Here is a 15,880-nt window from a genome sequence, read left to right as displayed (position 1 = left end):
TTTAGCGAAGGAGAAGGTTGGGCTGCAGGAGGTAGCGGTAAGCATCTTCTGCAGGAGTGTCCTTCGAGGTTTGGCTGGTGATTAATACAGGACCTGGCTTTGCAGGATTTTCAACCGAGGTAAAGCCAATGCGAGTGAATTCTGAATGAACCGCACCCAAACCATCTAGCAGGAAGTCTGGCTTGAGTGAAACAACAACATCAGGACCAGAAATAACTGCATCAATGGTTTCCGAAGCCTGTGCTTGTTCTCCACCAATTGCTTCCAGTGTCAAACCGCTGTTTGCGAAGGTGAAGCGAAGTGCTGCTTCGCGCTCAACAACCAACTTCACGCGGCGGGTAGCCTCAATCAGTTCTGCGGTGTTCACTACTGCGTAGTTTTCAACTTTTTCGGGGAACAAACGCTTAACGGGTGGGAAATTTCCCTTGATCAACAAGGAAGTAACTGTCTTGTTATCTGCCGTGAAGGCAATGAGTTCACGGTCGTCTTTGTTGGTGATGGAAATCGAGATGTTTCCACTGTGACCAAAAGTCTTACCAATTTCTTGCATCGTACGTGCAGGAACAAGTGCAGTGATATCTGCAACAGAACCGGTTGATTCCCATGGAATATCACGAATAGCAACACGGTAGCGGTCAGTAGCAACCAGGCTCAGTGAATTACCTGTGATTTCTAGCTGAACACCAGTGATGACTGGGGTAACATCATCACGTGAAGCGGCAACTGCTACTTGAGCTACAGCTGCAGAGAATTCTTCAGCTGGGAGAACACCGGTTTCTCCTTCAACTTGAGGAATTGTGGGGTATTCCTCAACAGGCATCGATAAAAGAGTGAAGTTTGCTGATCCACAGCTGACCTGAATACGTGATTCAACAGTTTCGAAGGTCACTGGTGCGTTAGGGAGACGGTTCGCGATCTCTGCAAGAAGCCGACCTGAAACCAATACTCGTCCTGGAGTATCTACAGTTGCTGCAACTTTGGTTTGTGTTGAAACTTCGTAGTCGAACGATGACAATACGAGGCCTTCAGTAGTCGCCTCGATCAGCACACCAGAAAGAATGGGAAGTGTGGTGCGTGCTGGGAGCATTTTGACGGCAAAAGAGACCGCTTCGCTGAGCACATCTCTGTTTACTTGAAACTTCACCGTTGAGCCTTTCCGTAGTTCCCCTAATCCGGGTCTCTCATGCTATCGCGGTTTTTACAGGCGAAAAAAGCACTCCGAATAAAGGTTATGGAATGATCCTGAATTATTAATTAACTCTTTAATCTTCTTAACGCCTGTGGATAGTGTGAATAACTCAACAAATTTCGCCTCAGTACTTGAAACTACATTCGCGTAAGTTGTGTTTTTACTGTGAGTTGTTACTCACACAGTGACGCAAAGAGAATTCGATGAATAGTTGTTATTCACATTAAAGAATTTTTCGTACACAGCCCCGCTCGGCGATTTCCCCACATATTCACAGAGTTATCCACAAGGGGAAAACACCTTAGTTGTTGCGTGCGTAGGAATTTCTTTGCTTAATGCGGGTCGTGAGCTCAGTTACCTGGTTATAAATCGAACGACGTTCCTTCATCAGCTCTGCAATCTTCTTGCAGGCGTGCATTACTGTGGTGTGATCACGGCCACCAAAGAGCTGACCAATCTTAGGAAGAGACAGGTTTGTCATTTCGCGGCATAAATACATTGCAATTTGGCGTGCTGTAGCAATTGCCTGTGCTCGTGAAGTGCCTGTGAGCTCATCAATACCCAGGCGGAAATAATCCGCGGTGTTATTGATGATGTCAATTGGAGCAATGATGTCGTCTTCATCCAAGGTGATCAGGTCTTTGAGAACAGTTTGAACAAGGGGAAGATCCACTGCCTGCTTGTTCAGGTTGGCAAAAGCCGTCACACGAATGAGAGTTCCCTCAAGTTCACGGATATTACTTGTCACCTTGGTGGCAATAAATTCCATAATGTCGTCAGGAACACTGAGCTTTTCACGTTCTGCTTTCTTACGAAGAATGGCAATACGAGTTTCTAAGTCAGGAGTTTGAACGTCGGTGATCAAACCCCACTCAAAACGAGTACGCATACGATCTTCGAAGCCAGTGAGGTGCTTGGGTTGAACATCGCTGGTAATCACAACTTGCTTGTTGTGATCATGCAAGGTGTTGAACGTGTGGAAGAAGGCTTCTTGAGTTTCTGCTTTACCTTGCAAGAACTGAATATCGTCAATGAGAAGAATGTCGATATTGCGGTAACGAGACTGGAAAGCAGCACCACGGTTGTTTGCAATGGAGTTAATAAAGTCGTTCGTGAACTCTTCGCTACTGACATAACGAACACGAATGGTGGGATACAGGCTCTGGGCGTAGTGACCAATGGCATGTAAGAGGTGGGTCTTACCCAAACCGGATTCACCGTAGATAAACAAAGGGTTGTATGCCTTTGCCGGTGCTTCAGCTACAGCTACCGCAGCAGCGTGTGCGAAACGGTTTGATCCACCAATAACAAAACTGTCGAAGTTGTAGCGAGGGTTGAGCCTAGATTCCAGTTCACTCTCGGTGGCCATGATGGTTGGCGCTGTTACCGGGTTTCGGTCTTCTTTGACTTCTTCAACCTCTACCGCCGCAACCGGTTCGTCGAGTGCGACCAAGTCGGGATTCACAACCACAGCGAAGGTGGTTACTTCGCTGAGTTCACCCAGGCTGCCGATAGCGGTCAACAGTGGTCCGCGAAGACGCTGTTCAACCATGCTTCGGGTGAAGTCATTGGGAACATCGAGATAAATCGTTCCCGCCATGATGCCCTTGGGCTCAATCAGAGAAGCAAAGCCATACAGCGGAGGGGTCACACCAGGATCAGAGGCGAGAGCTTCAAGAATGGAGTTCCACGTGGAACGCATGCTGTCGTCGCTCATCACAATCCCCTCTTGATAGATGCCCAAGTTATCCACCGTAGTGTGACTGTTTCACCTAGACCTACGACCGTAAGCGTGAAAAGCTGGGGATAACTTCTACGACCGTATCGAAAACCTGTGGATGAAGGCAACTCGGGTTTAAACATTTTTGCGTGTCGTTACAAAAAAGGTGGGGCACTTACATTCATAATCTTGGGTTGATGTGTGCTCTGGTTTGACGCGAGCGCCACAAAGCCTTAGATTTAATAGGTTGATGCCTTTAGCGCATCCCAATGTTTTGCGCCGCGCTCTCGTGGGCGCGCGACATCAGCTTCCTATGGAGATTGACTTATGAGCAAGAGAACGTTCCAGCCAAACAACCGCCGCCGCGCCAAGGTGCACGGTTTCCGCCTTCGTATGCGTACCCGCGCCGGCCGTGCCATCCTGGCAGCTCGCCGCCGTAAGGGCCGCTCCGAACTCTCCGCTTAGTATCGGCCGTGCTCGATCGGGCACACCGATTGGCTTTGCCAACGGACTTCCGCCGAATTACTCGTCGCGGAACGAAACAGACCTCGTCTTTGGTTGTTGCTTATGCACTAGCCAGCGACCGAGGTCTTTCTCGTTTCGGGATTGTCACCTCTAAAGCTGTAGGTAATGCGCCGACTCGTAACCGGGTACGCCGCCAGCTTCGAGCAATCGCATGGGAAGTCAAAGATGCGCGCAGTGCGGATATAGTCATCCGCGCCTTGCCCGCTGCAGCTGCGGCGAGCTGGGACGAGCTTCACTCTGATGTGCTCAAGACCTTAGAGAAGCTGAAGGTTCACGCATGAAGAAGCTCTTGTGGTTTCTCTATCTACTGCCACGAAACATCATGATTTCTTTAGCGCTGGTCTATCGAAAAGTGATCTCTCCGCTGTATGGAGATGTCTGTCGGTACTACCCCACGTGCTCACATTACGGACTTCAAGCACTTCAACAACGGGGTCTCATTGTGGGTTCTGGCCTAACACTGCGTAGGCTAGGGAGGTGCAACCCGTGGGCACTCGGTGGCGTCGATGATGTACCGCCAGCGAAGCACAAGTTTTTTAGAGTCACAACACTAGGTTTCGTTGTGATGAACGAAGGAAGGGCATAACGCTCCTATGGACATTATCGGCGCGATTCTGTGGCCCATTAAGTGGGCTATCGAATTCATTCTGGTCAGCTTCCACTCCCTGTTTACCGCGATGGGCATGGATCCCGCTGCAGGTGCAACCTGGGTTCTGGCCATTGTCGGTCTGGTGGTCGTTGTTCGCGCGGCCCTGATCCCGGTCTTTGTTCGACAGATTAAGAGCCAGCGCAAGATGCTTGAAATTGCGCCTGAACTCAAGAAGATCCAGGACAAATACAAGGGCAAGAAGGACCAGTTCTCTCGCGAGGCAATGTCACGCGAGACCATGGAGCTTTACCGTCGCACGGGCAGCAACCCACTGAGTTCCTGCCTTCCCTTGCTGCTGCAGATGCCGATCTTCTTCGGTTTGTTCTCCGTACTGAGTGAAGCTCAGAAGGGTAATGCCGGTATCGGCTTCATGACCCAGCAGCTCGCGGTTCAGTTCTCTAACGCAAGCCTGTTTGGCCTTGCACCCCTGCACGAAAGCTTCCAGGGCGCTGCTTCGATGAACCCACCACAGGTTGCCGTCATGGTGATCGCGGGTGTCATGGTTGTGCTGATGACTGCTTCGCAGTTCATTACTCAGCTGCAGATCGTGTCAAAGAACATGTCTGAAGAGACCAAGGCAAGCCCTGCTTTCCGTCAGCAGCGCATCCTTCTCTACGTCCTCCCCCTCGTTTTCGCATTCTCTGGTTTCGCATTCCCCCTCGGCGTGATGTTCTACTGGCTGGTGTCCAACTTCTGGACCATGGGACAGCAGTTCATCGTTATTCGCAACATGCCAACCCCTGGTAGCCAGGCAGCTAAAGACCGTGAAGAGCGCCTTGCTCGTCGCGGAAAGCTTCCCAAGGGAGCCGCTGAGGTTATTGAAGTAGAAGCCCCTAAGCCCATTCAACGCGCGCAGCCCGTGAGCAAGAACCGCGCAAAGAAGTCCGGAAAGAAGAAATAACTATGTCTGAAGACCTCACAACTGAGCCCAAAGCTGCTCCCAGCATCTCTGACCTCGAAAACGAGGGCGAAGTAGCAGCTGACTACATCGAAGAACTCCTTGATATCGCTGATCTCGACGGCGACCTCGACATTGATGCGCGCAATGGCCGCGCCTATGTTTCAGTAACCGCATCGGAGCAGGGAAATGTTCGCGTTCTCTCTCGTCCCGAGACAGTTTCTGCCCTGCAGGAGCTCACTCGTTTGGCTGTTCAGAACAAGACTGGTCAGTACTCACGCCTCATTTTGGACGTGGGCGGCTCTCGCGAAACCCGCGAGCAGGAGCTCGCAGCTCTCGTTGACGCAGCTGCAGCACGCCTCGAAGCAGGCGCAGCGGCAGCAGCTCTTCCTCCCATGAGTTCCTACGAGCGCAAGCTTGTGCACGACTTGGTGAGCGAGCGTGGCCTGGTGTCACACTCCGATGGTGAGGGCAAGGACCGCCACACCGTCATCACCGCCGGCGCATAGTTTCACGTGAAACATTGATTCCCGAGTATGAAGCAGAGCCAGCTCAAGCGGCTCTCGTATTTGGTGATCAGTTAGCCCTAGCCCGCCAATTCACAGCCAACTTGGCTCAATACGGCGAAGAACTGGGGCTTATTGGTCCCTTGGAGCTTCCACGCCTGTGGTCTCGCCATATTCTCAACTGCGGCATTGTTGCGCCGTTGCTTCATGGCCGCGTGGGAGATGTGGGTAGTGGCGCCGGCCTTCCCGGGCTGGTGTTGGCTATTGCCCGCCCAGACGTCGAGTTTGTTTTGATTGAACCCATGGAGCGTCGCACGGCCTGGCTCAACGATCAGGTTGCAGCGCTGGGGCTCACCAACGTCACGGTTGTGCGCGATCGTGCAGAAGATGTGCGCAGGGACGTTCTGCTGGATCAAGTCACCGCTCGCGCGGTCAGCGCCCTGAAGAAGCTCATCCCCATGACCGCTCCCCTGGTTCGCCCCGGCGGAGAACTCGTCTTGATGAAGGGCGCAGGCGCCGCAGCGGAAATTGACGCCGCTACAAAGCAGATTCGCGCCTTCAAACTCAGCAATGTCGAGGTCCTCACTCTGGGTGAAGGCCTCCTCGATGACGTAACGAGGGTGGTTCGGGCTACAGTTGAGTAGACCTCGTTCCGCACTTGTTTGACCCAAAGGTTTCACGTGAAACATCCAGAAGAATCGATTGATACTCCCGCTGTGGAGATCGATTCCCCTTTGGCGCGCGAACTGAGTGATCTCACTGCACGCCGTCGCATTCTGGACGGCCCTGCACCCCCATTGCCCAGCAGGCCACGAGTGTTCACGGTGTCTAACCAAAAGGGTGGCGTGGGAAAGACCACAACTACCGTCAACATCGCGGCAGCACTAGCCCGGTTCGGTGCCCGTGTGCTGGTTATTGACCTCGATCCGCAAGGAAATGCCTCCACGGCACTGGGAATCGACCACCACGGTGATATCCCCAGCATTTATGACGTATTGGTCGAGGGTAAGCCGCTAAGTTCTGTCATTCAGAAGAGCACCGAGGAAGGAGAACTGTATTGCGCTCCCTCCAACCTGGACCTTGCTGGTGCCGAAATTCAAATGTTCAGCATTGATCGCCGCGAATATCTGCTGCGCGATGCGCTTGAGCGTTTCTTTGCCGAAGGCAACCAGTATCACTACGTCTTCATCGATTGCCCACCGTCGTTGGGCTTGCTCACCATCAACGCCTTTTCTTCCGCACGCGAAGTCCTCATCCCCATTCAGTGTGAGTATTACGCGCTGGAAGGCCTCTCTCAGCTGCTGAGCACCATTGAGATGATTAACCAGGGGCTGAACCCCTACCTACAGGTCTCCACCATCTTGCTGACCATGTTTGATAGCCGCACACGCCTCGCCCACGAGGTTGCAGCAGATGTGCGCCAGCACTTCCCCCAGCAGGTGCTCAACGCCGTCATTCCACGCGCTGTGCGCGTTTCTGAGGCCCCCAGCTACAGCCAGACAGTTGTCAGCTATGACACCTTGTCGGTCGGCTCTATTTCTTACATCGAAGCAGCACACGAAATCGCTATGCGCGGTGCACCTGTGTCTGCCGGAACCACAACCCAGGAGGCAACCCATGGCAACGAATAAGCGCACAGGCTTAGGCCGAGGTATTGGTTCACTCATTCCGACAGCGCCAGCTTCCGAGCGCCCCGTAGACGTCTTCTTCCCTGACCAGGTGGGCACCGGGGCTATTCCTGTTGTGGAAAACAATGATGCCGATTTGGTTGAGGTTCCAGGTGCGCGTCTGGCGTTCATCTCCCCCAACCTGGTCGTTCCCAACCCTCAGCAGCCACGCAAGGTCTTCAACCCCGAAGATCTGGCGGAATTGGTTCACAGTATCCGTGAAATCGGTATCTTGCAGCCCATCGTGGTTCGCACCATCCCTGGTTCTGAGAACTATGAACTCATCATGGGTGAGCGTCGTCTGCGCGCATCAAAGGAAGTTGGCCTCGAGCAGATCCCGGTCATCATCCGCGACACCGCAGATGAAGACATGCTCCGCGACGCCCTGCTGGAAAACCTCCACCGTTCCCAGCTGAACCCCCTGGAAGAAGCTTCTGCCTACCAACAGCTCATGGCTGACTTTGGTATTACCCAAGAACAGCTTGCTGAGCGTATTGGGCGTTCACGTCCCCAGATCTCAAACACCATCCGTTTGCTGCGCCTGCCACCCCTGGTTCAAAAGCGCGTTGCTGCCGGTGTGCTCAGCGCAGGTCACGCCCGTGCCATCTTGGCGGTCGGCGACCCCGACGCCATGCAGCGCCTGGCTGACAAGATTGTGAACGAGGACCTCTCGGTTCGCGCGGCTGAAGCACTCGCGGGTGAAGCCCCCACGGCCAAGAAGCCCAAGCCTGTTGCTGGCACCCGTCGCGGTCACCTCGACGAGATCGCTGAGCGCCTCGGTGATCGTCTCGACACCCGAGTGAAAATTGCACTGTCAGCTAAAAAAGGCCTGATCAGCATCGAATTTGCCACCATTGGTGACCTCAACCGAATCCTCACCGAACTCGGCGAGACACCGTTCGGTCAGAATTAGTTTCCACGTGAAACGTGGGCGGGCAACCGCCTAGTTGGCTGCTGCGCGAGCGAGAGCTTCGTAAAGCTGACCGAGGTCAACACCAGAAGCTTCAATAGCCAGTGGTGCACTCGAGGTCTCGGTCAAGCCAGGAAGCGCATTGGCCTCTAAGAACCAGGGCTCCCCGTTTTCGTCCACGATGAGGTCAATACGAGAAAGCTGTGACAGGCCTAAGGTCTCGTGAACATTCACCGCCGCAGCAGCAATCTTGGCTGCTACCTCGTCCGATACTCGCGCTGGAACAAAGAAGGTGGTTTCGCCGGCGTTATAACGGGCCTCAAAGCTGTAGACGCCATCCAGAGGCACGATTTCGACCGCAGGCAGGGCAGAGGCCCCGGTAACACCATCTGTGACCGTCACGGCCACTTCAGTGCCCGCAATGAACTTCTCCACCAGCGCAACGTCGTGGTAGGTGAAGGCATCAACCATGGCACGAGGGAGATCTTCGGACTTTGTCACGATGGACACACCCTGTGCTGAGCCGCCAGAAGCAGGCTTCACAACAACATGATTACCCAGTTCAGAGGCAATTAATTCAAGAACTGACCCGGCACCAAGTTCACGGAATGCTTCACGTGCAACAGTGATGGAAGGAGCTGTTTTCACCTCAGCACGTGAAACCAACGTCTTGGCAACAGGCTTGGACCAGGCCAAGCGCGCTGCGGCCGCGGAGGGACCGACGTAGTTGTGGCCAGCAGCGTGAAGAAGATCCAAGATGGCGCCATCTTCACCACTAGAACCGTGGAGTGCAGGCCAGACCACATCGGGCTGGAGGGTGTTCAGCTGAGCAAACAAAGACGCATCTGGGTCAATGATGGTGACGTTGTGACCACGAGCAGTCAGAGCGTCAGCAACACGGCGCCCAGATCGCAAGGAAACCTCGCGTTCGTGGGAAATACCACCGGAAAGCACTGCAATGTTGAGTGATGACATAAAGGCCTCTTTTAGCTCAGGTCTGGTGGTGGGGCAATAACGTTGTCGTCACCGGCGGCTGCGGTCAAGGAACCGGTTCCGGCAAAGTCGGCAAGCAGGTCTAACTCGCCACGAATGACGGTGGCCAGTCGGCGAATACCGACCTTGATGTTTTCCGGGGTGGGGTAGCAGAAAGACAGACGCAGGTTCTGGCGTCCACCACCGTCAGCAAAGAACGCGGTTCCGGGGGTGTAAGCAACAAGTTCGGTCACCGCACGAGGCAACATCGCCTTGGAATCAAGGTTTTCAGGTAGTGAGCACCAGATGTAGAAACCACCGTTGGGCACATTCCAACTCAAATCGGGCAGGTGCTCCTCGAGTGCTTCGAGCATGGCATCACGGCGTTCTTTATACACACCACGGAAGGTTTCAATCTGACCCTTCCAGTCCGCCTGGCTGAGATATTCAGAAATCACCATCTGACTGAATGAGCTGGGGCACAAAATGGCAGCTTCAGCAGCCAGAACCAGCTTTTCGCGAATAGCGTGAGGGGCTAGCGCCCAGCCCACGCGGAAACCCGGTGCCAAGGTCTTAGAGAACGAACCTAAATAGATCACACCGTCTTCGTTGAGTGAACGAATAGCGGGAGGAACGTCCTCTTCGAAAGAAAGCAGGCCGTAGGGGTTATCTTCCAAGATGAGAATGCCGTTGCTCTGGCAAATCTGCAGAATCTCGGGGCGACGCTCGGCCGAGAGGGTCACACCAGCAGGGTTGTGGAAGTTAGGGATTGTGTAGAGGAACTTGATGGTGCGGCCAGAGGCTTTCACCTCAGCGATTGCCTCACGCAGCTTCTCAGGAATGAGTCCGTGCTCGTCCATCAGGACGTGCACCACATCTGCCTGGTAGCTGCGGAAAACACCTATAGCTCCCACATAACTGGGTGCTTCAGCCAAAATCACGTCACCTGGATCAATGAAGAGCTTGGTCACTAAGTCCAGAGCCTGCTGGCTTCCGGTAGTGACCACAACATCATCGACCGAGGCTGAAATACCCTCCAAGGCCATGATTTCCAGGATTTGTTCACGCAGTGCAGGAACGCCCTGACCAGAACCGTATTGCATGGCCATAGGCCCGTTTTCTTGCATCACCTTTTCCAAGGCGCCATTGACCAGCGACTCAGGCAGTGCGCGGACGTAGGGCATACCACCGGCGAGGGAGACAACTTCAGGGCGAGAGGCAACCGCGAACAGCGCGCGCACTTCAGAGGCACTCAGACCGGACGAACGGCTGGCATAGTGATTGAACCAGGGGTCAAGGTTGATTCCTTGACCGGTCTCGGTGTTCTCGGCCATGTAGACAATCGTAGTTGGGAATTTTGGGGGTTAAACGCCGTTGGCCGCCTGATGATTCTCAGACGGCCAACGTAAGGAGTGCGAATTAGCCGATGTAGTCGGCCAGATCGTGCTCAAGCGCTGGCTTGGGCTTGGCACCAATGATGGTCTTGGTCACTTCACCGTTGACGAAAACCTTCATCGCAGGAATCGAGGTGATCTGGTAGGCCATGGCGGTTTGTGGGTTTTCGTCCACGTTGAGCTTCACGATCTCGATCTTGTCACCGTGTTCTGCACGGATCTGGTCGAGGATGGGTCCGACAGCGCGGCAAGGGCCACACCATTCAGCCCAGAAGTCAACGAGAACAGGCTTGCCGCTCTTGAGAACGTCAGCGTCAAAGCTGGCGTCAGTAACTGCGGGTGCTGCAGACATGATTACTCCTTGTGTTTAGTTGTTTTCGGCATGCGCGAGCACGTCGGCAGGAAGTGACTGGAGGAAGTGTTCTGCATCGAGGGCAGCAACAGTTCCACTGGCGGCAGCGGTAACTGCCTGACGGTAGGTGGGGTCAACCACGTCACCAGCGGCAAAGACACCGGTGAGGTTGGTCTTAGAGGAGCGACCCTTCACGGCAACTGTTCCCTCAGGGGTGAGGTCGAGCTGGCCGTGAATGAGCTGGGTGCGGGGGTCATTACCAATGGCAATGAACAATCCCTGGAGTTCAACCTCACTCTTTTCACCGGTGACGGTGTTCTTGAGGGTGACGCTCTCCAATGCAGCCTCTCCGTTGAGTGAATCAACAGCAGAGTTCCATAGGAATTCAATCTTGGGGTTTGCGAGTGCACGATCTTGCATGATTTTTGATGCACGCAGAGTCTCTGAGCGGTGAATGACATAGACCTTGTCTGCAAAGCGAGTCAGGAAGTTCGCTTCCTCCATAGCGGAGTCACCACCACCAACGATGGCCACGGTCTTTTGGCGGAAGAAGAAACCATCGCAGGTTGCACACCAGGAAACTCCGTGACCGGAGAGGCGATCCTCATCTGGAAGACCGAGCTTGCGGTTGGCAGAACCGGTAGCGAAGATGACGCTGAGAGCCTCAAAAGTCTGGCCACCACCGGTGGTCACACGCTTGATGTCGCCAGCTAATTCAACGCTGACGACGTCATCCATCAGGATTTCAGCACCGAACTTTTCTGCCTGCTCCTGCATCTTCATCATGAGCTCGGGGCCCATGATTCCTTCGGGGAATCCAGGGAAGTTCTCTACCTCAGTGGTGTTCATGAGTTCGCCACCGGCCTCCACAGAGGAAGCAATGACGAGGGGCTTGAAGTTGGCGCGTGCAGCATAGATCGCGGCGGTATACCCGGCGGGACCTGAACCAATGATGATGACTTGACGCACGAAAACTCCAAGAAAAACAAAGAATGACGCCGAATTATTCGGCACAGAAGTAAACCCAGTCTACTGGCCGGATATTCCCACAGCTGGAGATTATGTGGGCCTGTTTAGGCTTGTGAACTGCGACGACGTCGCAGGGTTCGAATCACACCAGCGGTGAGCAGACCAACAAAGGCAATCGCAACCCCGCCCAGGCCCCACAGCTCCCAGTCGGCACGGACATTGATGGGGATGGAGACGGGTTCACCCACGGGCACACCATCGACAGACTGCAAGCTCACCGAGAGGATGGCACTGCCATTACTGACCTGTGCTTGCACAGGAATCTGTGCCTTGGCCTGTGATTCGGGCTGAATGGTGATTTTTTCCGCACCCTTAACAATCAGGCGGGCATTGTTTGGATCAGCATTGACCACCACGGTCACTGGTTGCAGCAAGGCGTTGTGCACAGAAATCGGGATATTTGCCTGACCACCGACCATGTTGATGGTGCTACTGGTAACTACAGAGACCGAGTTGAGCACTTTCTGACTCGCACGCATGCTCTGGGTCACGGCAGTGGACCACTGGGAGTTGGTAATCCAGCCCACTGAAAGCACGGCAGCGAGTTCCCTGCTTGCCGGGTTGGTAATCAACGTGGGGTCTTCGGCAATGGTCGCGAAAGAACCCAAAGCCGCATTGCGTGCAAGCAAGCTGCTCACGACCGAAATGCGCTGTGAGGACTCGGGGGAGTCTGTGATACCTAATGCTGACGATGCACCAGCCAGGCTTGTGGTCAGCGAGCCAGTGCTTACCCAGTTCTGACCCAGCACAGTGTCCAAGGTCATGCCAAGTTTGGTAAGTCCGGTGATGCTGAATGTTTCACGTGGCAACGCGGCAAAAGCTTTGCCTGCTTGCGTCTCGTCACTGGCAGAAACGGCCAGGTAGGCGGCAGCGCGGGAAGCATCATTGTTGTTCAGTGCGGAGCTAAGACCATCCAGGGTCACCACGGAGGGCAACCCACTTGCCACACCGACAGAAAGAACATCGCCGCTGACATTGCCCGAAGACAAGATGGCAGCCGTGAAGCCACTGCCAGAGAAAATACCCAGATCAGAAGCAATTACTGAGTTCGCCACAGGCCAGGCAATGTTGTTCACCGTGGGGGTGAAGACCGGACGTGCAACGGGGGCGGGGTTTGCAGAAGGAGTGGTGCTGGGGGCCCCGCTGGTGGTTGGACTGGGGCTTGTGTCAACCGGTGCCGTCACCACATCAGAGATTGAGGGGGCAAGTAGTGTCTGGAGACCAGATTGCGCCTGGGCAGAAATGTCTGCATCTGCGTAGGAGAGCAGGAAGCTCTCGTTGGGCAGAGAAGTCAGCAGTTCTAACCACGCCAGAGCACCCTCGGGGGCTTTGTCTCCGAGGGCATCAATCGAGGCGAGAATGCGTGGGTCAACACCGATGGCAACCGGGCGAGCTTGTGCAACAGAGAGTTGGCGGGTCAAGATCCCACTGGGACCAGTCAGTTCAGTCAGCTCCTGAGCGGTGAGCAAACCTGAGGTGCTGGGCGGGGGAACAATGGGCAAAATTCCGGTGAAAGCTACTGAACTTGGTGCAGCAGTGGGGGTCCAGATGAATGAAGACCTGGAGCTCGCCGCGCTGTCTCCGTCGAGAACATAATCAACCGCAAGACCGCGAGCGCCCCATACTCCCCCGAAACGACCTGCAGACAGGGCAATCTCAGCCGTCACATCAACAGTTTTTCCAGCTGCAACCTCGGGAATATCGATGGTGTCGAGATAGCGACCAGGCTGAGTGTCCTTATCTGAGGCAGCAAACCAGGCGTCCAGATCTTCAACAGAAGAAATGGCCGTTGAAGGCGCGGTAATCACCGCTTCACCTTCGGGCAGGGCCACGGAACTGGTGTTACTCACGTGCACGGTGATAGCCAAATTCTCGCCCGGGCCTGCACTGACCACAGCTGGGGTGAGCACAATTGAAGCGGTGTGGGCAGCCTGGGCAACCTGTGTGCCAGTGATGACCCCTGCTGCGCTCACCACAACGGTGAGAATCGTTGCAGACACAGTGCGCACAGCGCGTCTGATCAGCAGGGAAGGCATCCTGCCATTGTAGGCGTCGCAACCGGTGAACATCTGGATGCTCCCCGTAGACTGACGGGAAATGCTCAGTGTTTCTTCCGCAATCGAATCCATTACTCAGTTGAGTAAGTCGGCCAGTGTTTCACGCTTGGCGGCAGCATTTGCCGATGCCGGATATGAGCTTGCTCTTGTTGGTGGCCCAGTGCGTGATGCGTTCCTCGGTCACATAGTGCACGACCTGGATTTCACCACGAATGCACTACCGGATGACATCATCCGGGTTGTTGAGCCCATCTCGGAAGCACACTGGGATATTGGCCGTGACTTTGGCACCATCGGTGCACAAATAGCCGGCGAGAAGGTTGAGATCACCACTTACCGGGCAGACAAGTATGACGGCAAGACCCGCAAGCCCATCGTGGCATTTGGTGACAGTCTCGAAGAAGACCTGACCAGACGCGATTTCCGCGTGAATGCGATGGCCGTTCGGTTACCTGAACTGGTTCTGGTTGACCCCTCCGGCGGGGTTGAAGACCTGATGGCAGGCATTTTGCGAGCGCCCAAGTCCGCAGAGGTGTCATTTACCGAAGACCCGTTGCGCATGATGCGTGCTGCCCGTTTCTCCTCCCAGCTGGGTTTTGCCCTGGATGAAGAAACCGAATGGGCAATGACCGAATACGCCGCCTCGATCGAGAACATCTCGGCCGAGCGGGTTAATGAAGAATTATGCAAGCTTTTGCTCACGGACAAGCCACGTGCAGGCATTGAATTACTGGTGAGCACGGGCATTGCTGCTTTGGTACTGCCTGAAATTCCAGCGCTGCGCCTGGAAGTTGATGAGCACCACCACCACAAAGACGTCTACGAACACTCGTTGACCGTGCTGGAGCAGGCCATTGATCTTGAGAAAGAGCGACACCCGGGAGAACCAGGCGATCTCACCCTGCGTTTAGCCGCCTTGTTGCACGATATTGGCAAGCCAGCAACTCGCCACCTTGAACCTGGTGGCGCGGTGAGCTTCCACCACCACGACCTCGTCGGCGCCAAGTTGGCCACCAAACGCATGAAAGCGCTGCGCTTCGATAAGGAAACCACGCAGAACGTGGCCAGACTGATCGAATTACACCTGCGCTTCTTTGGTTATTCCGATGCAGCCTGGAGTGATTCTGCCGTGCGGCGCTATGCCCGCGATGCGGGAGAGCTGCTTGAGCGTCTCCACATCCTCACTCGCGCCGATGTCACCACGCGCAATAAGCGCAAGGCAGACCGCCTCGCTTTTGCCTATGACGATTTGGAGAATCGCATTACCGAACTCTCCGAAGCAGAGGAGATGGCGGCCATTCGCCCCGACCTCAATGGTGAAGAAATCATGGAGATTCTGGGGATTCCGGCAGGCCGTGACGTGGGACAGGCCTATAACTACTTGCTCAACGTTCGACTAGATGAGGGCCCCATCGGCCCAAAGCTAGCCAAGGAACGACTGCTGACCTGGTGGGCCAACCGCTAGTTTGAGCCGATGTGGGCCTGCGCGGATTGGCGCAAGGCCCGATTCCGGTCTAGACTGGGGAAGTTGTCTGTGCGCCGGAAGTATCCGGCCTCCTCAGATGGCACATGCACAACCCTCCTGATACAGACCGTCTGTATCCGTTTTAGTCCGAAGGAGGTGGGTTAGTCATGCATCAGTACGAGTTGATGGTCATCCTCGATCCAGAGATCGATGAGCGCACCGTAGCTCCCAGCCTTGACAAGTTCCTCAACGTCATTCGTAACGATGGTGGAACCATCGAGAACGTTGACATCTGGGGTAAGCGTCGTTTGGCTTACGAGATCAACAAGAAGTCCGAGGGCATCTACGCTGTCGTGAACTTCACCTCAAGCGCCGACGCAACCGTCGAGCTTGACCGCCAGCTGAAGCTTTCTGAAGCTGTTATGCGCACCAAGGTTCTGCGTGCAGAGGAAGCCATCGCTATGGTTGCCGCTGCTGCAAAGCTTGCTGACGAGAAGGCTGCCCGCAAGGCTGCCGCTCCCGCCAAGGCTTCGAAGGACGCGTAAGT

The 15,880-nt window shown here is 54.7% G+C and carries 17 protein-coding genes; 10 read left to right on the top strand and 7 right to left on the bottom strand.

The genetic code is table 11. From position 1 onward, the window contains the following. Position 1 precedes the first annotated feature (1 nt). Both dnaN and dnaA read right to left on the bottom strand, forming a co-directional pair. Entirely contained in the window at positions 2-1,144 is a 1,143-nt protein-coding gene (dnaN, locus tag M2120_RS06085; protein WP_280797820.1) for a DNA polymerase III subunit beta, read from the bottom strand. A gap of 346 nt (positions 1,145-1,490) precedes the next feature. Continuing rightward, on the bottom strand, positions 1,491-2,906 hold the full coding sequence (dnaA, locus tag M2120_RS06080) for a chromosomal replication initiator protein DnaA (RefSeq protein ID WP_280797818.1): 1,416 nt from the start codon (positions 2,904-2,906) through the stop codon (positions 1,491-1,493). Between the two features lie 330 nt (positions 2,907-3,236). On the opposite strand from dnaA, the gene rpmH reads away from it, so the two are divergent. Genes rpmH through M2120_RS06040 form a run of 8 tightly spaced genes read left to right on the top strand, consistent with a single transcriptional unit; the run spans position 3,237 to position 8,067 of the window. After that, on the top strand, positions 3,237-3,374 hold the full coding sequence (gene rpmH / locus M2120_RS06075) for a 50S ribosomal protein L34 (protein WP_096382907.1): 138 nt from the start codon (positions 3,237-3,239) through the stop codon (positions 3,372-3,374). Between the two features lie 8 nt (positions 3,375-3,382). Beyond that, on the top strand, positions 3,383-3,715 hold the full coding sequence (rnpA, locus tag M2120_RS06070; protein WP_280797817.1) for a ribonuclease P protein component: 333 nt from the start codon (positions 3,383-3,385) through the stop codon (positions 3,713-3,715). Next, on the top strand, positions 3,712-4,020 hold the full coding sequence (gene yidD / locus M2120_RS06065; RefSeq protein ID WP_348519941.1) for a membrane protein insertion efficiency factor YidD: 309 nt from the start codon (positions 3,712-3,714) through the stop codon (positions 4,018-4,020). Before rnpA ends, yidD begins: the two co-directional genes overlap by 4 nt. A gap of 7 nt (positions 4,021-4,027) precedes the next feature. Next, the gene (gene yidC, locus M2120_RS06060) at positions 4,028-4,984 is read left to right on the top strand and encodes a membrane protein insertase YidC (RefSeq protein WP_280797816.1); all 957 of its coding nucleotides are present in this window, start codon (positions 4,028-4,030) and stop codon (positions 4,982-4,984) included. 2 nt (positions 4,985-4,986) lie between these two features. Beyond that, positions 4,987-5,490 carry a protein jag gene (locus tag M2120_RS06055; protein WP_280797815.1) on the top strand — a complete coding sequence of 168 codons (504 nt, stop codon included), beginning with the start codon at positions 4,987-4,989 and terminating at the stop codon, positions 5,488-5,490. A gap of 17 nt (positions 5,491-5,507) precedes the next feature. Further along, the gene (rsmG, locus tag M2120_RS06050) at positions 5,508-6,131 is read left to right on the top strand and encodes a 16S rRNA (guanine(527)-N(7))-methyltransferase RsmG (RefSeq protein ID WP_280798164.1); all 624 of its coding nucleotides are present in this window, start codon (positions 5,508-5,510) and stop codon (positions 6,129-6,131) included. 36 nt (positions 6,132-6,167) lie between these two features. Beyond that, entirely contained in the window at positions 6,168-7,118 is a 951-nt protein-coding gene (locus tag M2120_RS06045; RefSeq protein ID WP_280797814.1) for a ParA family protein, read from the top strand. Further along, positions 7,105-8,067, top strand: a complete 963-nt coding sequence (locus M2120_RS06040; RefSeq protein ID WP_280797813.1) for a ParB/RepB/Spo0J family partition protein — start codon at positions 7,105-7,107, stop codon at positions 8,065-8,067. Before M2120_RS06045 ends, M2120_RS06040 begins: the two co-directional genes overlap by 14 nt. A 30-nt stretch (positions 8,068-8,097) precedes the next feature. Here the strand turns inward: M2120_RS06040 and M2120_RS06035 are convergent, their stop codons facing one another. From M2120_RS06035 to M2120_RS06015, 5 genes are all read right to left on the bottom strand, one after another. Next, complete coding sequence (locus M2120_RS06035) at positions 8,098-9,039, bottom strand: D-alanine--D-alanine ligase family protein (protein ID WP_280797812.1); 942 nt, start codon at positions 9,037-9,039, stop codon at positions 8,098-8,100. Positions 9,040-9,050: 11 nt separating this feature from the next. Then, a complete protein-coding gene (locus M2120_RS06030; RefSeq protein ID WP_280797811.1) occupies positions 9,051-10,370 on the bottom strand; it encodes a PLP-dependent aminotransferase family protein in 1,320 nt (439 codons plus the stop codon). Positions 10,371-10,455: 85 nt separating this feature from the next. After that, positions 10,456-10,782, bottom strand: coding sequence for a thioredoxin (trxA, locus tag M2120_RS06025; RefSeq protein WP_110232575.1), 327 nt, complete (start codon positions 10,780-10,782; stop codon positions 10,456-10,458). A 15-nt stretch (positions 10,783-10,797) separates the two neighbouring features. After that, positions 10,798-11,751, bottom strand: coding sequence for a thioredoxin-disulfide reductase (gene trxB, locus M2120_RS06020; protein WP_280797810.1), 954 nt, complete (start codon positions 11,749-11,751; stop codon positions 10,798-10,800). Between the two features lie 104 nt (positions 11,752-11,855). Beyond that, on the bottom strand, positions 11,856-13,847 hold the full coding sequence (locus M2120_RS06015; protein ID WP_280797809.1) for a DUF6049 family protein: 1,992 nt from the start codon (positions 13,845-13,847) through the stop codon (positions 11,856-11,858). Positions 13,848-13,908: 61 nt separating this feature from the next. Here M2120_RS06015 and M2120_RS06010 point away from each other — a divergent pair, with 61 nt between their 5' ends. After that, entirely contained in the window at positions 13,909-15,333 is a 1,425-nt protein-coding gene (locus M2120_RS06010; protein WP_280797808.1) for a CCA tRNA nucleotidyltransferase, read from the top strand. A gap of 167 nt (positions 15,334-15,500) precedes the next feature. Further along, a complete protein-coding gene (gene rpsF, locus M2120_RS06005) occupies positions 15,501-15,878 on the top strand; it encodes a 30S ribosomal protein S6 (protein ID WP_096382942.1) in 378 nt (125 codons plus the stop codon). Positions 15,879-15,880: the final 2 nt, after the last annotated feature.

Origin of the sequence: Aurantimicrobium minutum, assembly GCF_029893825.1 — a bacterium.
Taxonomy (GTDB): Bacteria; Actinomycetota; Actinomycetes; order Actinomycetales; family Microbacteriaceae; genus Aurantimicrobium; species Aurantimicrobium minutum_C.
Note: the sequence above shows the minus strand (reverse complement) of the source record. Positions and strands in the feature narration are given on the sequence as shown.